Below are 18039 nucleotides of genomic sequence, written 5' to 3'. Positions count from 1 at the left end.
GATCCTTACCGATGCAAAACCAGGTTACGCTTAATACGGCACAGAGACTCAATCCGCCAACTGCTTACATTTACTTTTGAGGTGAAGAATGAGACTGATCCCCCTGAATACCGCTGAACAAGTCGGCAAATGGGCTGCTCGCCATATCGTTAACCGTATTAACGCATTCAAACCAACGGCAGATCGTCCGTTCGTTCTGGGCCTGCCGACTGGCGGTACTCCGCTGACAGCTTATAAAGCATTGGTTGAAATGCACAAAGCGGGCCAGGTGAGCTTCAAACATGTTGTTACGTTCAATATGGACGAATATGTTGGTCTGCCGAAAGAGCATCCGGAAAGCTACCATAGCTTCATGCATCGCAATTTCTTTGATCACGTTGATATTCCAGCAGAAAACATCAACCTCCTCAATGGTAACGCGCCGGATATTGATGCAGAATGCCGTCAGTATGAAGAAAAAATCCGTTCTTACGGTAAAATCCACCTGTTTATGGGCGGTGTAGGCAACGATGGTCACATCGCGTTCAACGAACCGGCTTCCTCTTTGGCTTCCCGTACCCGCATCAAAACGCTGACTCACGACACGCGTGTTGCTAACTCACGCTTCTTTGACGGCGACGTAAGCCAGGTGCCTAAATATGCACTGACCGTAGGCGTGGGCACCCTGCTGGATGCGGAAGAAGTGATGATCCTGGTTCTGGGTCACCAGAAAGCACAGGCGCTGCAAGCCGCCGTTGAAGGCAACGTTAACCACATGTGGACCATCAGTTGCCTGCAACTGCATCCGAAAGCCGTTGTGGTCTGCGATGAGCCTTCTACCATGGAACTGAAAGTGAAAACGCTGAAATACTTCAACGAGTTAGAAGCGGAAAATATTAAAGGTCTGTAATTGATGTCTCCGCCCTGTCGACGAGTTGCAGGGCGGCATTTTTTGAAATCGGGGGTCGGAATGTATGCTTTAACCCAGGGCCGGATCTTCACCGGTCACGAAATTCTTGATGACCATGCGATTGTTGTCGCCAATGGCCTGATTGACAGCGTTTGCCCACTGGCTGAGTTACCGTCAGAAATTGAACAGCGCTCACTGAATGGGGCCATTATTTCCCCCGGTTTTATCGATGTACAACTAAACGGCTGCGGCGGCGTACAGTTTAACGATACGGCAGAAGCCGTGACCGTTGAAACGCTGGAAATCATGCAGAAAGCCAATGAAAAATCCGGCTGCACCAGCTACCTGCCAACGCTTATCACCACCAGCGATGACCTGATGAAACAAGGCGTTCGCGTCATGCGTGAATACCTTGCAAAGCACCCGAATCAGGCTTTAGGGCTTCATCTTGAAGGCCCGTGGCTGAATCTGGTGAAAAAAGGCACCCATAATCCGGGATTTGTCCGTCAGCCTGACGCTGCGCTAGTCGATTTCCTGTGCGATAATGCCGATGTGATCACCAAAGTGACGCTGGCGCCAGAAATGGTCCCAGTCGAGGTCATTACCAAACTGGTGAATGCAGGTATTGTGGTTTCTGCGGGCCACTCAAACGCAACGGTAAAAGAAGCAAAAATCGGCTTCCGCGCAGGCATTACCTTTGCGACGCATCTGTTCAACGCAATGCCGTACATTACCGGCCGCGAACCTGGTCTGGCAGGCGCGATTCTGGATGAAGCCGATATCTACTGCGGTATCATCGCCGATGGCCTGCACGTTGACTACGTTAACATTCGTAATGCCAAACGCCTGAAAGGCGACAAGCTGTGCCTGGTCACCGACGCGACCGCGCCGGCAGGTGCAAACATTGAACAGTTCATTTTCGCTGGTAAAACAATATACTACCGTAATGGATTGTGCGTTGATGAGAACGGTACATTGAGCGGTTCATCATTAACCATGATTGAAGGCGTACGCAATCTGGTCGAACATGCGAATATCGCTCTCGACGAAGTTCTGCGCATGGCGACGCTCTACCCTGCTCGCGCCATTGGCGTCGACAAACAACTCGGCAGCATCGCGCCAGGCAAAGTAGCCAACCTGACTGCGTTCACGCACGACTTTAAAATTATCAAGACCATCGTTAATGGCAACGAGGTCGTTACTGAGTAAGAGAAAGAATGACACCAGGCGGACAAGCTCAAATAGGTAATGTTGATCTCGTAAAACAGCTTAACAGCGCGGCAGTTTATCGCCTGATTGATCAGCATGGGCCAATCTCGCGAATTCAAATTGCCGAGCAAAGCCAGCTTGCCCCCGCCAGCGTAACGAAAATTACGCGTCAGTTGATCGAACGCGGGCTGATCAAAGAAGTCGATCAGCAGGCCTCCACAGGAGGCCGCCGCGCTATCTCTATCGTCACCGAAACCCGCAATTTCCACGCCATCGGCGTACGCCTGGGCCGTCACGACACGACGCTCACTCTCTATGATATGAGCAGTAAAGTGGTCGCCGAAGAGCATTACCCTCTCCCGGAACGCACCCAGGAAACGCTGGAGTATGCGCTGCTCAACACCATTGCCACCTTTATTGAGAGCTGCCAGCGGAAAATCCGTGAGCTGATTGCGATTTCCGTTATCCTGCCAGGTCTGGTTGATCCTGAAAGCGGCGTTATCCGCTATATGCCGCACATTCAGGTTGAGAACTGGGGGCTGGTCGAAGCGCTCGAAAAACGCTTTAAGGTCACCTGCTTTGTCGGTCACGATATTCGCAGTCTGGCGCTGGCCGAGCACTATTTCGGGGCAAGTCAGGATTGCGAAGACTCCATTTTGGTGCGTGTGCATCGCGGAACCGGGGCCGGAATCATCTCCAATGGCCGAATTTTTATCGGTCGCAATGGCAACGTGGGTGAGATTGGTCATATTCAGGTTGAGCCGCTGGGCGAACGCTGTCACTGCGGTAACTTCGGCTGTCTGGAAACCATTGCCGCCAATGCCTCTATTGAACACCGCGTGCAAAACTTACTGAAACAGGGTTACCCAAGCCGTCTCACGCTGGATGATTGCAGCATCAAAGCCATCTGCAAGGCGGCCAATAAAGGCGATAACCTGGCATCAGAAGTCATCGAGCACGTTGGTCGCCATCTGGGTAAAACCATCGCCATTGCCATCAACCTGTTTAACCCACAAAAAATCGTTATTGCGGGCGAAATTACTGAGGCAGATAAAGTGCTGCTGCCTGCAATAGAAAGCTGTATCAACACGCAGGCGTTGAAAGCGTTTCGCCATAATTTACCGGTGGTTCGTTCTACGCTGGATCACCGCTCCGCCATTGGTGCCTTTGCGCTGGTGAAGCGTGCGATGCTCAACGGCACATTGCTGCAACGTTTGCTGGAAAGCTAATACACGTCATCCTTCAAGCTGCCTCTGCGTTAGCTGCATCTGCTCACCCCGGTCACTTACTTCAGTAAGCTCCAGGGGTTCGCAGACTTGCCGCCTTGATGCAACTCGAATGATGTAGTGTATTTTGTGTATAGTAATGCCTTCTTTTTTTAATGTCGGATTGTCCATGGCCATTAAGAATGTAATTTGTGATATAGACGGCGTGCTGATGCACGACAATGTTGCCGTACCGGGTGCGGCAGAATTTCTGACCGGGATCCTGGAAAAAGGCCTGCCGTTAGTTCTGTTGACTAACTATCCTTCACAGACCGGGCAAGATCTGGCAAACCGCTTCGCCACCGCGGGTGTGAACGTTCCCGATAGCGTCTTTTATACTTCCGCTATGGCAACCGCTGATTTTCTTCGCCGCCAGGAAGGGAAAAAGGCTTATGTGGTAGGTGAAGGTGCATTAATTCACGAGTTGTATAAAGCCGGTTTTACCATTACCGACGTGAACCCCGATTTTGTGATTGTTGGCGAAACGCGTTCCTATAATTGGGATATGATGCATAAAGCGGCATATTTTGTGGCCAACGGCGCACGTTTCATCGCCACAAACCCGGATACTCACGGTCGCGGCTTTTATCCCGCCTGCGGTGCACTGTGCGCCGGTATCGAAAAAATCTCTGGCCGCAAGCCATTTTATGTCGGCAAACCCAGCCCGTGGATTATTCGTGCGGCACTCAACAAAATGCAGGCGCACTCGGAAGAGACCGTTATCGTTGGCGATAACCTGCGCACCGATATTCTGGCAGGCTTCCAGGCAGGTCTGGAAACCATTCTGGTATTGTCCGGCGTTTCAACGCTCGACGACATTGACAGCATGCCGTTCAGACCAAGCTGGATTTACCCGTCCGTTGCTGAAATTGATGTGATTTGATTCGCAGACCGGATAAGACACGAGTCCATCTTATTCGGCAATTTTGCAATGTTATTGCCGGATGGCGGTTCAACGCCTTATCCGGCCTACGGATACACTTCCATTTAATAAAACCGCCATAAAATTACCGATCCATCAATAAACACGCCCATTCTGTAATCTTTTTTCACCAATCTGCAATGACCATTGCGTTTTTTATTTTCTGACCCGTAATTCACTTGCGCCCTCTCCAGCTTTGCGGCATTTTCTTTATCAAGCAAACATAAAAAGCATCACGCAACAGGTTAACGGAGAAGGTTATGTGTTCTATTTTTGGCGTATTCGATATTAAAACTGACGCAGTTGAATTGCGTAAAAAAGCCCTGGAATTGTCTCGTCTGATGCGCCATCGCGGCCCGGACTGGTCGGGTATTTACGCCAGTGATAACGCCATTCTGGCGCACGAACGTCTGTCCATCGTCGACGTCAACGCCGGCGCTCAGCCGCTGTACAACGTGAAGAAAACGCATATCCTGGCGGTTAACGGTGAAATTTATAACCACCAGGCGCTGCGCGCTGAGTACGGCGATCGCTATCAGTTCCAGACCGGTTCCGACTGCGAAGTTATCCTCGCGCTGTATCAGGAAAAAGGCCCAGAATTTCTGGATGACCTGCAAGGCATGTTTGCTTTTGCCCTGTACGACAGCGAGCAGGACGCTTATCTGATCGGTCGCGATCATATCGGGATCATCCCACTGTATATGGGTTACGACGAGCACGGTAACTTCTACGTCGCGTCTGAAATGAAGGCCCTGGTTCCCGTATGCCGCACGATCAAAGAGTTCCCGGCCGGTAGCTATTTGTGGAGTAAAGACGGAGAAATTCGTCAGTACTACCAGCGCGACTGGTTTGAGTACGATGCGGTAAAAGATAACGTTACCGATAAAAACGAGCTGCGTCAGGCACTAGAAGATGCGGTGAAAAGCCACCTGATGTCAGATGTTCCTTATGGAGTACTGCTGTCCGGTGGTCTGGATTCATCCGTCATTTCCGCGATCACCAAAAAATACGCGGCGCGACGTGTTGAAGATCAGGAACGTAGCGAAGCCTGGTGGCCGCAACTGCACTCCTTCGCCGTCGGCCTGGAAGGCGCACCGGATCTGAAAGCCGCGCAAGAAGTAGCGAACCATCTGGGTACCGTGCACCATGAGATCCACTTCACCGTGCAGGAAGGTCTGGATGCTATCCGCGACGTTATTTATCACATCGAAACTTACGATGTCACAACGATTCGCGCCTCGACGCCAATGTATTTAATGTCGCGTAAAATTAAAGCGATGGGTATTAAAATGGTGCTGTCGGGTGAAGGCTCTGACGAAGTGTTTGGCGGCTATCTCTATTTCCACAAAGCGCCAGATGCAAAAGAGCTGCACGAAGAAACCGTACGCAAGCTACAGGCGCTGCATATGTTCGACTGCGCCCGTGCCAACAAAGCGATGTCGGCCTGGGGGGTGGAAGCTCGCGTGCCATTCCTGGATAAGAAATTCCTTGATGTGGCGATGCGCATCAACCCGCAGGACAAAATGTGCGGCAACGGCAAAATGGAAAAACACGTTCTGCGCGAATGTTTTGAGTCCTACCTGCCGGAAAGCGTCGCATGGCGTCAGAAAGAGCAGTTCTCTGACGGTGTCGGTTACAGCTGGATTGATACCTTAAAAGAGGTGGCTGCTGAGCAAGTTTCAGACCAACAACTGGAAACCGCCAGCTTCCGTTTCCCTTACAACACGCCATCGTCGAAAGAAGCATATTTATACCGTGAGATTTTCGAGGAGCTATTCCCGGTTGCGAGCGCTGCGGAATGTGTGCCTGGTGGGCCGTCTGTAGCCTGTTCTTCTGCCAAAGCGATCGAATGGGATGAAGCGTTTAAAACCATGAACGATCCTTCAGGTCGTGCGGTTGGCGTGCACCAGTCTGCTTATAAATAAGTTAGTCTTTAGAAAAGGGCCCTGCGGGGCCTTTTTTTATGTCTGTTTTCTGTGCAAAAAAACAATTAATAACTAATAATTGCCGAATATTGCGCCATGCTGTTCGCAACCTAACCAAACAGTCACATTCCAGCTATTTTCAATGAAAAAGGGGTTGACGCTTCAAGGCTCAATACGCATAATGCGCCCCGCAACGCCGATAAGGTTACGCGAAAAAAAGATGGCTACGTAGCTCAGTTGGTTAGAGCACATCACTCATAATGATGGGGTCACAGGTTCGAATCCCGTCGTAGCCACCATCTTTTTTGCGGGAGTGGCGAAATTGGTAGACGCACCAGATTTAGGTTCTGGCGCCGCAAGGTGTGCGAGTTCAAGTCTCGCCTCCCGCACCATTCACCCGTAAGCGTTGCACGGATGGGGTATCGCCAAGCGGTAAGGCACCGGTTTTTGATACCGGCATTCCCTGGTTCGAATCCAGGTACCCCAGCCATTTTTTCTTCGATATAGCGGTTCACCGCAACGGTCATTGGGGTATCGCCAAGCGGTAAGGCACCGGTTTTTGATACCGGCATTCCCTGGTTCGAATCCAGGTACCCCAGCCATCGAAGAATAAAATAGTACAGGCTACGTAGCTCAGCTGGTTAGAGCACATCACTCATAATGATGGGGTCACAGGTTCGAATCCCGTCGTAGCCACCATATTAAGGACGTATCGACTCGTTCGGTAAATCCAAAAATTGTTGGGGTATCGCCAAGCGGTAAGGCTCTGGTTTCTGATACCAGCATTCCGAGGTTCGAATCCTCGTACCCCAGCCAATTTCAAAAAGTCGTCCACGTTGTGGGTGCGCCCGTTGGGGTATCGCCAAGCGGTAAGGCTCTGGTTTCTGATACCAGCATTCCGAGGTTCGAATCCTCGTACCCCAGCCATATTAAAAAAGCTCGCTTCGGCGAGCTTTTTGCTTTTCTAACGCCGGATGACGGTAAGCCTTACCCGGCCTACATGACTTGTAGGCCTGATAAGCGCAGCGCCATCAGGCACTACTCGAGCTACAACCCTAAGGCATACTTCAGCGCCTGGCGTTTCAGCACGCCTGCGCGCTCTGCGGCCATAAGTCCGAGATTACGCATGATACGTAGCGGCTGCAGGTTGTTACTAAATCCGGCATAGAACAGATCCATCCCACTTTGCATGATGAAATTATCGGTCATGCGTCGGTTCTGATAACGCTTCAACACCGGCTGGCTGGCCCAGGACTCGCCGTAGCTGCGCGCATTCACCAGCACATCAATCAGCGCATCCACATCACGAAATCCCAGATTAACGCCCTGCCCCGCCAGCGGATGAATGGTATGCGCGGCATCGCCCACCAGCGCCAGGCCAGGCTGCACATATTGCAGCGCGTGACGACGCGTAAGCGGGAATGCTCCCGCCGCCACGGGCGTAACGTTACCGAGTCGCGATGGAAAATGTTTAGCGATCTCCACCTGCAGTTGCTGCATAGTCAAACCCTGTAACTGGCGGATCCGCGCCGGTGAGTCATACCACACCAGTGAAGCCCAGTTATCGAACAACGGTAAAAATGCGCGTGGGCCGTCTGGCGTAAATTGCTGCCAGGTGCTGTCTCCTGGTGAATTTTCGCATTGCACGGTAATCAACATACAGGACTGCGCGTATTGCCAGGCATGGATACCAATCCCGGCCATTTTCCGCACCTGAGAATTTGCGCCATCTGCGCCGATGACCAGCTTCGCGCTGATCTTTTCACCGCCTGCAAGCTCAAGCTCATGCCGATCGTTATGTTGATGCAAAGAGAGAAGCGATGCAGGCACGCGCAGCGTAACTTTGGGGTGAGTTTCCAACGCCTGCCAAAGTGCTTGTTGCAGGACCGTGTTTTCCACCATATAACCCAGCAAGGGCAGCTTCAGCTCGGCGGCATCAAACATCACATGGGCATTTTCCCATTCCCACGTTTCCAGACGACGGTAAGGATGGCTGCGCATCCCCTGAACCGTATCCCAGACGCCCAGACCTTTCAGCAGCGACACCGAGGCAGAGCTAATGGCCGAAATTCTGATATCTGGCTGTCCGTCTGCCACATACGGCGCAGGAGCGGCATGTTCAATGACCGTTACCGTAAATCCATGCTGCGCCAGTCCTAGCGCCAGCGCGCCGCCGACCATCCCCCCGCCGACAATGGCAATTTCCGTTGGTTGATTTGTCATGGTCAATTATCCTGTTACAAGTATTGTGTAAGTTTACAGGATTTTTTACCCCTTGAGGCTGACATCCGTCATACTGGTCACAACCGCGCCAAAGCAGTACACTATGCGCCCTGCATTTCAGCCACAATTTCGCAAGAGCAAGTCGATGACCAAAAAACTCCATATTAAAACCTGGGGCTGTCAGATGAACGAATACGATTCATCGAAGATGGCCGATCTGCTGGATGCCACCCATGGGTATCAACTGACCGACGTGGCCGAAGAAGCGGATGTGCTGCTGCTGAATACCTGCTCTATCCGCGAGAAGGCTCAGGAAAAAGTCTTCCATCAGTTGGGTCGCTGGAAGCTGTTAAAAGAGAAGAATCCCAAGCTCATCATCGGTGTCGGCGGCTGTGTCGCGTCTCAGGAAGGCGACCACATTCGTCAGCGCGCCCACTATGTTGATATTATTTTTGGCCCGCAAACCCTGCACCGTCTGCCGGAAATGATCAACAAAGTGCGTGGAAGCACGACCCGTAGCCCGGTGGTTGATATCAGTTTCCCGGAGATCGAAAAATTCGACCGCCTGCCGGAACCGCGTGCTGAAGGCCCAAGCGCGTTTGTGTCCATTATGGAAGGTTGTAATAAATATTGTACTTACTGCGTGGTGCCCTACACCCGCGGTGAGGAAGTCAGCCGCCCGGCGGATGATATTCTGTTTGAAATCGCCCAGCTTGCGGCGCAAGGCGTGCGTGAAGTAAACCTACTGGGGCAAAACGTAAATGCCTGGCGTGGTGAGAACTACGACGGCACGACAGGATCTTTTGCCGATCTACTGCGTCTGGTCGCGGCGATCGACGGCATTGACCGTATCCGCTTCACCACCAGCCATCCGATCGAATTCACCGATGATATCGTTGAAGTTTATCGCGATACGCCGGAACTGGTGAGCTTCCTGCACCTGCCGGTACAGAGCGGTTCAGATCGCGTGCTCAATCTGATGGGACGCACCCATACCGCGCTGGAATATAAAGCGATCATCCGTAAACTGCGTGCGGCGCGTCCGGATATCCAGATAAGCTCCGACTTCATCGTGGGTTTCCCGGGCGAAACCACGCAGGATTTCGAGCAGACCATGAAGCTTATCGCTGACGTCAATTTTGACATGAGCTACAGCTTTATCTTCTCTGCGCGTCCTGGCACCCCTGCCGCCGATATGGTTGACGACGTGCCGGAGGAAGAGAAAAAACAACGTCTGTACATTCTGCAGGAGCGTATTAACCAGCAAGCTATGGCCTGGAGCCGTCGTATGGTCGGCACGACTCAGCGCATTCTGGTTGAAGGCACATCGCGTAAAAGCATCATGGAACTGTCAGGCCGTACCGAAAATAACCGTGTGGTGAACTTTGAAGGCAACCCGGAGATGGTCGGTAAGTTTGTGGACGTAGAAATTACCGATGTCTGGACTAACTCCCTGCGCGGTAAAGTGGTGCGCACCGAGGACGAAATGGGCCTGCGCATTGCAGAATCCCCTGAGTCGGTTATTGCGCGTACCCGTAAAGAAAATGATCTGGGCGTCGGTACTTACCAGCCTTAATCCTGTTGAAAAACGCAATAAAGGCCCGATGGCGCTACGCTTATCGGGCCTACACTTCCAGGCTCGCTGCTCCGGCGGGCCTTGTAATCTGCCCTGGCACCCCCATATTTATTGCAATGCTTGCGCCTTTCCCCCATGGCGTGAATAATTTCCTTAGATGCCGGTAAATGTTCAGCGCCCGGCGAGACATGCATAAGAGGAACAGTTTGAACATAGATACTCGCGAAATCACCCTTGAACCCGCAGACAACGCCCGCCTGTTGAGCCTTTGCGGCCCCTTTGATGACAACATCAAACAGCTGGAACGTCGCCTCGGCATCGAAATTAACCGCCGTGATAATCACTTTAAGCTGACCGGTCGCCCCATTTGCGTTACCGCAGCGGCAGATATTTTACGCAGCCTGTATATCGATACCGCTCCAATGCGCGGCCAGACGCAGGACATTGAGCCTGAGCAAATTCATCTGGCAATTAAAGAAGCGCGTGTGCTTGAGCAAAGCGCTGACAGCGTGCCGGAGTTTGGCAAGGCGGTGAACATCAAAACTAAGCGCGGGGTAATTAAGCCGCGTACACCGAACCAGGCACAGTACATTGCGAATATCCTTGACCACGACATCACCTTTGGCGTTGGCCCTGCAGGTACGGGTAAAACGTATCTCGCGGTTGCGGCTGCGGTCGATGCGCTTGAGCGTCAGGAAATCCGTCGCATTCTGCTGACCCGTCCAGCTGTGGAAGCGGGTGAAAAACTCGGTTTCCTGCCAGGAGATCTCAGCCAAAAAGTCGATCCGTATTTACGACCGCTGTATGACGCGCTGTTCGAAATGCTCGGTTTTGAGAAAGTCGAAAAGCTGATTGAGCGTAACGTCATTGAAGTTGCGCCGCTAGCCTATATGCGCGGTCGTACGCTAAACGATGCGTTCATCATTCTTGATGAGAGCCAGAACACCACCATCGAACAGATGAAAATGTTCCTGACCCGTATCGGCTTTAACTCGAAAGCGGTCATCACTGGCGATATTACCCAGATTGACCTGCCGCGTAGCACCAAATCCGGTCTGCGTCATGCCATTGAAGTGCTGGCTGAAGTCGACGAAATTAGTTTTAATTTCTTCCATAGCGAAGACGTGGTTCGCCACCCGGTGGTTGCCCGTATCGTCACGGCGTATGAAGCCTGGGAAGAAGCAGAACAGAAACGCAAAGCCGAGCAGGCTGCAGAACGCAAGCGCGAAGCTCAGGAGCAGGAACAAAAATGAGTCAGGTTATCCTCGATTTACAGCTGGCATGTGAAGACGAATCCGGTTTACCAACAGAAAGTCAGTTTCAGGGCTGGCTGGATGCGGTGATCCCGCAGTTTCAGGAAGAATCAGAGGTGACCATTCGTCTGGTCGATGACGCGGAAAGCCACGAGCTGAACCTGACCTATCGCGGGAAAGATAAATCAACCAACGTGCTCTCATTCCCGTTTGAAGCCCCGCCGGGCATCGAGATGCCGCTGCTGGGCGATTTGATTATTTGCCGTCAGGTCGTCGAGAAAGAAGCGCAGGAGCAAGGCAAACCGCTTGAGGCCCACTGGGCGCACATGGTGGTGCATGGTAGCCTGCATTTACTCGGCTACGACCATATTGAAGATGATGAAGCGGAAGAGATGGAATCCTTAGAAACAGAGATTATGCTTGCTCTGGGCTATGAGGATCCGTACATTGCCGAGAAGATTGCAGAATAGTAGCTTGCCGGATGGCGGTGCTTGCGCCTAATCGGGCCTACATTCATGCCTTTCGTAGGCCTGATAAGCGTAGCGCCATCAGGTAAAACATGCCGTCAACAGCTGAGTATACGCATGACGCGCTTTGTATTAACTAACATGAGAACCCATACGACGCCATGAGCGACGACAATTCACACAGTAGTGACACCTTAACCAGCAAAAAGGGATTTTTCTCCCTGTTACTGAGCCAACTTTTCCACGGTGAACCGAAAAACCGCGACGAACTGTTGGAGCTGATCCGTGATTCCGGGCAAAACGACCTTATCGATGAAGATACGCGTGATATGCTCGAAGGGGTGATGGATATTGCGGACCAACGCGTTCGCGACATCATGATCCCTCGCTCTCAGATGATTACCTTGAAACGCAACCAGACCCTGGACGAATGTCTTGATGTCATCATCGAGTCTGCCCACTCGCGTTTCCCGGTGATCAGCGAAGACAAAGATCACATTGAAGGGATTCTGATGGCCAAAGATCTGCTGCCGTTTATGCGCAGCGACGCTGAAGCCTTCAGCATGGAGAAAGTGTTACGCCAGGCGGTTGTCGTCCCTGAAAGCAAGCGGGTTGACCGCATGCTGAAAGAGTTCCGCTCCCAGCGTTATCATATGGCTATCGTCATCGACGAATTCGGTGGTGTCTCAGGTCTGGTGACCATTGAGGACATCCTTGAACTGATCGTCGGTGAAATTGAAGATGAGTACGACGAAGAAGACGATATCGATTTCCGTCAGCTCAGTCGCCACACCTGGACCATTCGCGCACTGGCGCCGATTGAGGACTTCAACGAAGCTTTCGGTACCCACTTTAGCGATGAAGAAGTAGACACCATCGGTGGGCTGGTCATGCAGGCCTTTGGGCATCTTCCCGCGCGCGGGGAGACTATCGACATTGATGGTTACCAGTTCAAAGTGGCAATGGCCGACAGCCGTCGTATTATTCAGGTTCATGTCAGAATTCCGGACGACTCACCCCAGCCCAAACTGGACGAATAAACCCGAAACTGGATCTAAGACTACATGGCATTTGCCCCATTAATTGAACGCCAGCGCATTCGCCTGCTGCTGGCGTTATTATTCGGTGCCTGCGGGACGCTGGCTTTCTCTCCGTATGACATCTGGCCCGCCGCGATCGTTTCGCTGATGGGCCTGCAGGCTCTCACCTTCAACCGCCGCCCGCTCCAGTCTGCCGCTATCGGCTACTTCTGGGGACTGGGGCTGTTTGGCTCTGGCATCAATTGGGTTTACGTCAGCATCGCGCAGTTTGGCGGTATGCCGGGCCCGGTTAACGTCTTCCTCGTGGTTTTGCTTGCCGCATACCTTTCCCTTTATACCGGTCTGTTTGCCGGCGTTTTGGCGCGTCTGTGGCCGAAAACCACCTGGCTACGCGTGGCGATTGCCGCGCCGGTAGTCTGGCAAATCACTGAATTCCTGCGCGGCTGGGTGCTGACCGGCTTCCCATGGCTGCAGTTCGGCTACAGCCAGATCGACGGGCCGTTAAAAGGGCTGGCGCCGGTGATGGGCGTTGAGGCGATTAACTTCCTGCTGATGATGGTCAGCGGCCTCATGGCGCTGGCGCTGGTGACACGTAACTGGAAGCCGCTGATTGCCGCGCTGGTGCTCTTTGCCCTGCCCTTTCCGTTGCGCTATATCCAGTGGTACACGCTTGAGCCGGAAAAAACCACTCAGGTCTCGATGGTGCAAGGTGACATTCCGCAGTCGCTCAAATGGGATGAAGGTCAGTTACTCAACACCCTGAAGATTTATCTCGACGCCACCCAGCCCGAGATGGGCAAATCACAGCTCATCATCTGGCCAGAGTCCGCTATTCCGGACCTGGAAATTAACCAGCAGCGTTTTTTGAGCATGATGGACGACCTGCTGAAATCGAAAAACAGCACGCTGATTACCGGTATTGTAGACGCGCGTCTGAACAAGCAGAATCGTTACGACACCTACAACACCATTATCACGCTGGGTAAAGACAGTCCGTACAGCTACGACTCCAGCAACCGCTACAACAAAAACCATCTGGTACCGTTTGGCGAGTTTGTCCCACTGGAATCGATCCTGCGTCCGTTAGCGCCGTTTTTTGACCTACCGATGTCTTCATTCAGCCGTGGTCCTTATGTGCAGCCACAGCTGCATGCGCACGGCTTTAAGCTGACGGCAGCCATCTGCTACGAAATCATTCTTGGCGAGCAGGTTCGTGATAACTTCCGCCCGGATACGGACTACCTGCTGACTATCTCCAACGATGCGTGGTTTGGTAAATCCATCGGTCCGTGGCAGCACTTCCAGATGGCGCGTATGCGTTCTCTTGAGTTGGCGCGCCCTCTGCTGCGTAGCACCAACAACGGTATTACGGCGGTCATTGGTCCACAGGGTGAAATTCAGGCGATGATCCCGCAGTTTACCCGTCAGGTGCTGACCACCAGCGTGACGCCAACGACGGGCTTAACCCCTTATGCCCGTACCGGCAACTGGCCGCTCTGGCTGCTTACCGCGCTGTTTGGCTTTGGTGCGGTGGTAATGAGCCTGCGCCAACACCGCCGTTAAACTCACAAGCCGGATAAGGCGGTACACCGCCCTCCGGCAGTTGTGCCGCATCGTGCCTGATAGCGCTACGCTTATCAGGCCTCCCCCCTCCTAAAAACCATTCTGGCACGTCTATTGCTTTGTTCTACAAGGCAAACGTTGTTTTGGCTGAATGTGCAACCTGGTCGCACCAAAGTTGAGCGCAGGTAGCACCTGAAAAGTGCAACAAGATATTTTTGCCCCCAAATGGTGCGGCGCACTTCGCAAAAATAAACAATAACACAGCAAATTCTTTACATTCATCCAAACTAAATGTTAACAAACACATACAAGACTACACGTTTTAGTAGCAAACAATAACAACATCACAATGGGTATCAATGCGTCACTGGCGCAGACGATAAAGGAGTTGGATATGCAATTACGTAAGCTCGCCACCGCCATGCTGGTTATGGGAATGTCCGCCGGTCTGGCGCACGCAGAAGATGCAGCACCCGCGGCAGGCAGCACGCTGGACAAGATCGCCAAAAACGGCGTGATTGTGGTCGGCCACCGTGAATCATCGGTACCGTTTTCTTACTACGACAATCAGCAAAAAGTGGTCGGTTATTCACAGGATTACTCCAACGCAATCGTTGAAGCCGTGAAGAAAAAGCTGAACAAGCCTGATCTGCAGGTGAAACTGATCCCGATTACTTCACAAAACCGTATCCCGCTGTTGCAAAACGGCACCTTCGACTTTGAATGTGGCTCCACTACCAACAACGTCGAGCGCCAAAAACAAGCGGCTTTCTCTGACACCATTTTCGTTGTCGGCACCCGTCTGCTGGCGAAAAAAGGCGGCGACGTCAAAGATTTCGCTGACCTGAAAGGTAAAGCCGTAGTCGTGACGTCAGGTACCACCTCAGAGGTGCTGCTGCACAAACTGAACGAAGAACAAAAAATGGATATGCGCATCATCAGCGCGAAAGACCACGGTGACTCTTTCCGTACGCTGGAAAGCGGTCGCGCCGTTGCCTTTATGATGGATGACGCCCTACTGGCTGGCGAGCGCGCGAAGGCGAAGAAACCAGACAACTGGGAGATCGTCGGCAAGCCGCAGTCTCAGGAAGCCTACGGCTGCATGCTGCGCAAAGATGACCCTGAGTTCAAAAAGCTGATGGACGACACTATCGCCACGGCGCAGACCTCAGGCGAGGCTGAGAAATGGTTTGATAAGTGGTTTAAAAATCCAATTCCGCCGAAGAACCTGAACATGAATTTCGAACTGTCAGACGAGATGAAAGCCCTGTTCAAAGAACCGAATGATAAAGCGCTTAACTAACTAAAATAAATGGGAGGCTTCCCCTCCCTCTCGATTGTTACTCGGCACGGACAGACTATAAGCCTGATGGTCGTTCCCCATCAGGCCTGAAAACCGCAAAACGCCGAATAACAATCTTCGAGGGTAGCGCTGCTACCCTTTTTTTTCTGGAGTAGATTTATGTCTATAGACTGGAACTGGGGTATTTTTTTACAACAAGCCCCGTTCGGCAACACCACCTATCTCGGCTGGCTCTGGAGTGGTTTCCAGGTCACGGTCGCGTTATCCATCACCGCCTGGATTATCGCTTTCCTCATAGGCTCTTTATTCGGCATTTTACGTACCGTGCCCAATCGTTTTCTTTCCGGGATCGGTACGCTGTACGTTGAGCTGTTTCGTAACGTTCCGCTCATCGTCCAGTTTTTTACCTGGTATCTGGTCATTCCCGAACTGCTGCCGGAAAACATTGGGATGTGGTTCAAGTCAGAACTGGATCCTAACATTCAGTTCTTCCTCTCATCGATGCTCTGTCTGGGGCTGTTTACCGCCGCGCGCGTCTGCGAACAGGTTCGTGCTGCTATTCAGTCTCTGCCTCGCGGACAGAAAAACGCCGCGCTGGCGATGGGGCTGACATTGCCGCAGGCCTACCGCTATGTCCTGCTGCCAAACGCCTATCGCGTAATTGTTCCGCCAATGACCTCAGAGATGATGAACCTGGTGAAGAACTCCGCGATCGCTTCTACCATCGGCCTGGTCGATATGGCTGCGCAGGCGGGCAAGTTGCTGGATTACTCCGCCCACGCCTGGGAATCGTTTACCGCCATCACTCTGGCCTACGTCCTGATTAACGCCGTCATCATGCTGGTGATGAATCTCGTTGAACGTAAAATCCGCCTGCCTGGCAATTTGGGAGGCAAATAATGTACGAATTTGACTGGAGTTCTATCGTCCCTTCCCTGCCGTATTTGCTGGATGGGCTGATCATCACGCTGAAAATCACCGTTACGGCGGTGGTCATTGGTATCGTCTGGGGGACCATTCTGGCGGTCATGCGTTTGTCCAGCTTCGCGCCGATTGCATGGTTTGCGAAGGGCTACGTCAACGTATTCCGTTCCATTCCACTGGTAATGGTGCTGCTGTGGTTCTACCTGATTGTGCCAGGCTTCCTGCAAAACGTACTGGGCCTGTCACCCAAAACCGATATTCGCCTGATCTCAGCGATGGTCGCGTTTTCGATGTTTGAAGCCGCGTACTATTCCGAGATTATCCGTGCCGGTATCCAAAGTATTTCTCGTGGGCAATCCAGCGCCGCGCTGGCGTTGGGGATGACCCATTGGCAGTCGATGAAGCTCATCATTCTGCCGCAGGCATTCCGCGCGATGGTGCCGCTGCTGCTTACTCAGGGCATTGTACTCTTCCAGGATACCTCGCTGGTCTATGTATTAAGTCTGGCAGACTTCTTCCGTACCGCCTCCACCATTGGCGAGCGTGACGGCACGCAGGTTGAAATGATCCTGTTTGCTGGCGCCGTTTATTTTGTATTTAGTCTGAGCGCATCGTTGTTGGTCAGCTATTTGAAGAAAAGGACAGTTTAATGATTACCCTGAAAAATGTTTCTAAATGGTATGGTCACTTTCAGGTGCTGACCGACTGCTCCACGGAAGTGAAAAAAGGTGAAGTGGTGGTGGTCTGCGGCCCGTCAGGTTCAGGTAAATCAACGCTTATCAAAACGGTGAATGGGCTGGAGCCGGTACAACAGGGCGTCATCACCGTTGATGGCACCGTGGTGAATGATAAAAAAACCGATCTGGCCAAGCTGCGCTCACGCGTTGGCATGGTGTTCCAGCACTTTGAACTGTTCCCTCATCTGTCGATCATTGAGAACCTGACGCTGGCGCAGGTAAAAGTGCTTAAACGCGATAAAAAGCCGGCCCGCGATAAAGCGCAAAAGTTACTGGAACGCGTTGGTCTGTCAGCGCACGCCGAGAAGTTTCCGGCTCAGCTCTCCGGGGGCCAGCAACAACGTGTCGCCATCGCCCGGGCGCTGTGTATGGATCCTATCGCCATGCTGTTTGACGAACCGACGTCAGCGCTTGATCCTGAAATGATCAACGAAGTACTGGACGTCATGGTTGAACTGGCCAATGAAGGAATGACCATGATGGTGGTAACCCACGAAATGGGCTTTGCGCGTAAAGTGGCGAACCGGGTGATCTTCATGGATGAAGGGAAAATTGTGGAAGATTCGCCGAAGGAAGAGTTCTTCGCCAATCCGAAATCGGACCGCGCCAAAGACTTCCTCGCGAAAATCCTGCACTAATCTTGCTGGCGCGCATCTCCATGTGCGCGCCACCTCACGATTTATCTCTTCACTTCTCGAAACAGGTACAGGCCAGCGTTAACCTTGTCACAAAGTCCCACTTAC

At 52.3% G+C, this 18039-nt stretch carries 15 protein-coding genes and 7 tRNA genes; 21 read left to right on the top strand and 1 reads right to left on the bottom strand.

Features of this window, described 5'->3' with window-relative positions; genetic code table 11:
* Positions 1-88: 88 nt before the first annotated feature.
* The 12 genes from nagB to E1B03_RS08440 all read left to right on the top strand — a co-directional run bounded on the left by nagB (position 89) and on the right by E1B03_RS08440 (position 7137).
* Positions 89-889, top strand: a complete 801-nt coding sequence (gene nagB / locus E1B03_RS08500) for a glucosamine-6-phosphate deaminase (protein WP_003022803.1) — start codon at positions 89-91, stop codon at positions 887-889.
* A gap of 60 nt (positions 890-949) precedes the next feature.
* Positions 950-2098 carry an N-acetylglucosamine-6-phosphate deacetylase gene (gene nagA / locus E1B03_RS08495; protein ID WP_133086044.1) on the top strand — a complete coding sequence of 383 codons (1149 nt, stop codon included), beginning with the start codon at positions 950-952 and terminating at the stop codon, positions 2096-2098.
* A gap of 8 nt (positions 2099-2106) precedes the next feature.
* On the top strand, positions 2107-3327 hold the full coding sequence (gene nagC, locus E1B03_RS08490) for a DNA-binding transcriptional regulator NagC (RefSeq protein WP_133086043.1): 1221 nt from the start codon (positions 2107-2109) through the stop codon (positions 3325-3327).
* Between the two features lie 166 nt (positions 3328-3493).
* Positions 3494-4246, top strand: a complete 753-nt coding sequence (gene nagD, locus E1B03_RS08485) for a ribonucleotide monophosphatase NagD (protein ID WP_005121413.1) — start codon at positions 3494-3496, stop codon at positions 4244-4246.
* A 299-nt stretch (positions 4247-4545) separates the two neighbouring features.
* Entirely contained in the window at positions 4546-6210 is a 1665-nt protein-coding gene (gene asnB / locus E1B03_RS08475) for an asparagine synthase B (RefSeq protein WP_133086042.1), read from the top strand.
* A 222-nt stretch (positions 6211-6432) separates the two neighbouring features.
* A tRNA-Met gene (locus E1B03_RS08470) sits at positions 6433-6509 on the top strand.
* A gap of 8 nt (positions 6510-6517) precedes the next feature.
* A tRNA-Leu gene (locus E1B03_RS08465) sits at positions 6518-6602 on the top strand.
* 23 nt (positions 6603-6625) lie between these two features.
* Positions 6626-6700, top strand: a tRNA-Gln gene (locus E1B03_RS08460).
* Between the two features lie 37 nt (positions 6701-6737).
* Positions 6738-6812: transfer RNA gene (locus E1B03_RS08455), tRNA-Gln, on the top strand.
* A gap of 20 nt (positions 6813-6832) precedes the next feature.
* Positions 6833-6909 (top strand) — tRNA-Met (locus E1B03_RS08450).
* Between the two features lie 42 nt (positions 6910-6951).
* Positions 6952-7026, top strand: a tRNA-Gln gene (locus E1B03_RS08445).
* A 36-nt stretch (positions 7027-7062) separates the two neighbouring features.
* Positions 7063-7137: transfer RNA gene (locus E1B03_RS08440), tRNA-Gln, on the top strand.
* 120 nt (positions 7138-7257) lie between these two features.
* On the opposite strand, the gene ubiF is transcribed toward E1B03_RS08440, so the two are convergent.
* Positions 7258-8433, bottom strand: a complete 1176-nt coding sequence (gene ubiF, locus E1B03_RS08435; protein WP_133086041.1) for a 3-demethoxyubiquinol 3-hydroxylase — start codon at positions 8431-8433, stop codon at positions 7258-7260.
* A 145-nt stretch (positions 8434-8578) separates the two neighbouring features.
* Here ubiF and miaB point away from each other — a divergent pair, with 145 nt between their 5' ends.
* The 9 genes from miaB to gltL all read left to right on the top strand — a co-directional run bounded on the left by miaB (position 8579) and on the right by gltL (position 17934).
* Complete coding sequence (gene miaB / locus E1B03_RS08430) at positions 8579-10009, top strand: tRNA (N6-isopentenyl adenosine(37)-C2)-methylthiotransferase MiaB (RefSeq protein WP_103768785.1); 1431 nt, start codon at positions 8579-8581, stop codon at positions 10007-10009.
* Positions 10010-10215: 206 nt separating this feature from the next.
* On the top strand, positions 10216-11262 hold the full coding sequence (locus tag E1B03_RS08420) for a PhoH family protein (RefSeq protein WP_181012762.1): 1047 nt from the start codon (positions 10216-10218) through the stop codon (positions 11260-11262).
* Positions 11259-11732, top strand: coding sequence for an rRNA maturation RNase YbeY (gene ybeY / locus E1B03_RS08415; RefSeq protein WP_003022773.1), 474 nt, complete (start codon positions 11259-11261; stop codon positions 11730-11732). Before E1B03_RS08420 ends, ybeY begins: the two co-directional genes overlap by 4 nt.
* 158 nt (positions 11733-11890) lie before the next feature.
* Positions 11891-12769: a CNNM family magnesium/cobalt transport protein CorC gene (corC, locus tag E1B03_RS08410; RefSeq protein ID WP_038638785.1), complete on the top strand. Its 879-nt coding sequence runs from the start codon at positions 11891-11893 to the stop codon at positions 12767-12769.
* 24 nt (positions 12770-12793) lie between these two features.
* The gene (gene lnt, locus E1B03_RS08405) at positions 12794-14332 is read left to right on the top strand and encodes an apolipoprotein N-acyltransferase (protein ID WP_133086040.1); all 1539 of its coding nucleotides are present in this window, start codon (positions 12794-12796) and stop codon (positions 14330-14332) included.
* Positions 14333-14726: 394 nt separating this feature from the next.
* The gene (gltI, locus tag E1B03_RS08400) at positions 14727-15635 is read left to right on the top strand and encodes a glutamate/aspartate ABC transporter substrate-binding protein GltI (RefSeq protein WP_103768781.1); all 909 of its coding nucleotides are present in this window, start codon (positions 14727-14729) and stop codon (positions 15633-15635) included.
* Positions 15636-15794: 159 nt separating this feature from the next.
* Complete coding sequence (gene gltJ, locus E1B03_RS08395; protein ID WP_003022759.1) at positions 15795-16535, top strand: glutamate/aspartate ABC transporter permease GltJ; 741 nt, start codon at positions 15795-15797, stop codon at positions 16533-16535.
* On the top strand, positions 16535-17209 hold the full coding sequence (gene gltK / locus E1B03_RS08390; protein WP_003022757.1) for a glutamate/aspartate ABC transporter permease GltK: 675 nt from the start codon (positions 16535-16537) through the stop codon (positions 17207-17209). The genes gltJ and gltK overlap by 1 nt, the downstream gene beginning before the upstream one ends.
* Positions 17209-17934 carry a glutamate/aspartate ABC transporter ATP-binding protein GltL gene (gene gltL, locus E1B03_RS08385; protein WP_003022754.1) on the top strand — a complete coding sequence of 242 codons (726 nt, stop codon included), beginning with the start codon at positions 17209-17211 and terminating at the stop codon, positions 17932-17934. The genes gltK and gltL overlap by 1 nt, the downstream gene beginning before the upstream one ends.
* Positions 17935-18039: the final 105 nt, after the last annotated feature.

The organism is Citrobacter arsenatis (assembly GCF_004353845.1).
GTDB lineage: Bacteria > Pseudomonadota > Gammaproteobacteria > Enterobacterales > Enterobacteriaceae > Citrobacter > Citrobacter arsenatis.
Note: the sequence above shows the minus strand (reverse complement) of the source record. Positions and strands in the feature narration are given on the sequence as shown.

Excerpts from the sequence above, each read along its gene's own strand:
- nagB (WP_003022803.1), top strand. The coding sequence starts at position 89 with ATGAGACTGATCCCCCTGAATACCGCTGAACAAGTCGGCAAATGGGCT.
- nagA (WP_133086044.1), top strand. The coding sequence starts at position 950 with ATGTATGCTTTAACCCAGGGCCGGATCTTCACCGGTCACGAAATTCTT.
- nagC (WP_133086043.1), top strand. The coding sequence starts at position 2,107 with ATGACACCAGGCGGACAAGCTCAAATAGGTAATGTTGATCTCGTAAAA.
- nagD (WP_005121413.1), top strand. The coding sequence starts at position 3,494 with ATGGCCATTAAGAATGTAATTTGTGATATAGACGGCGTGCTGATGCAC.
- asnB (WP_133086042.1), top strand. The coding sequence starts at position 4,546 with ATGTGTTCTATTTTTGGCGTATTCGATATTAAAACTGACGCAGTTGAA.
- ubiF (WP_133086041.1), bottom strand. The coding sequence starts at position 8,433 with ATGACAAATCAACCAACGGAAATTGCCATTGTCGGCGGGGGGATGGTC.
- miaB (WP_103768785.1), top strand. The coding sequence starts at position 8,579 with ATGACCAAAAAACTCCATATTAAAACCTGGGGCTGTCAGATGAACGAA.
- ybeY (WP_003022773.1), top strand. The coding sequence starts at position 11,259 with ATGAGTCAGGTTATCCTCGATTTACAGCTGGCATGTGAAGACGAATCC.
- corC (WP_038638785.1), top strand. The coding sequence starts at position 11,891 with ATGAGCGACGACAATTCACACAGTAGTGACACCTTAACCAGCAAAAAG.
- lnt (WP_133086040.1), top strand. The coding sequence starts at position 12,794 with ATGGCATTTGCCCCATTAATTGAACGCCAGCGCATTCGCCTGCTGCTG.
- gltI (WP_103768781.1), top strand. The coding sequence starts at position 14,727 with ATGCAATTACGTAAGCTCGCCACCGCCATGCTGGTTATGGGAATGTCC.
- gltJ (WP_003022759.1), top strand. The coding sequence starts at position 15,795 with ATGTCTATAGACTGGAACTGGGGTATTTTTTTACAACAAGCCCCGTTC.
- gltK (WP_003022757.1), top strand. The coding sequence starts at position 16,535 with ATGTACGAATTTGACTGGAGTTCTATCGTCCCTTCCCTGCCGTATTTG.
- gltL (WP_003022754.1), top strand. The coding sequence starts at position 17,209 with ATGATTACCCTGAAAAATGTTTCTAAATGGTATGGTCACTTTCAGGTG.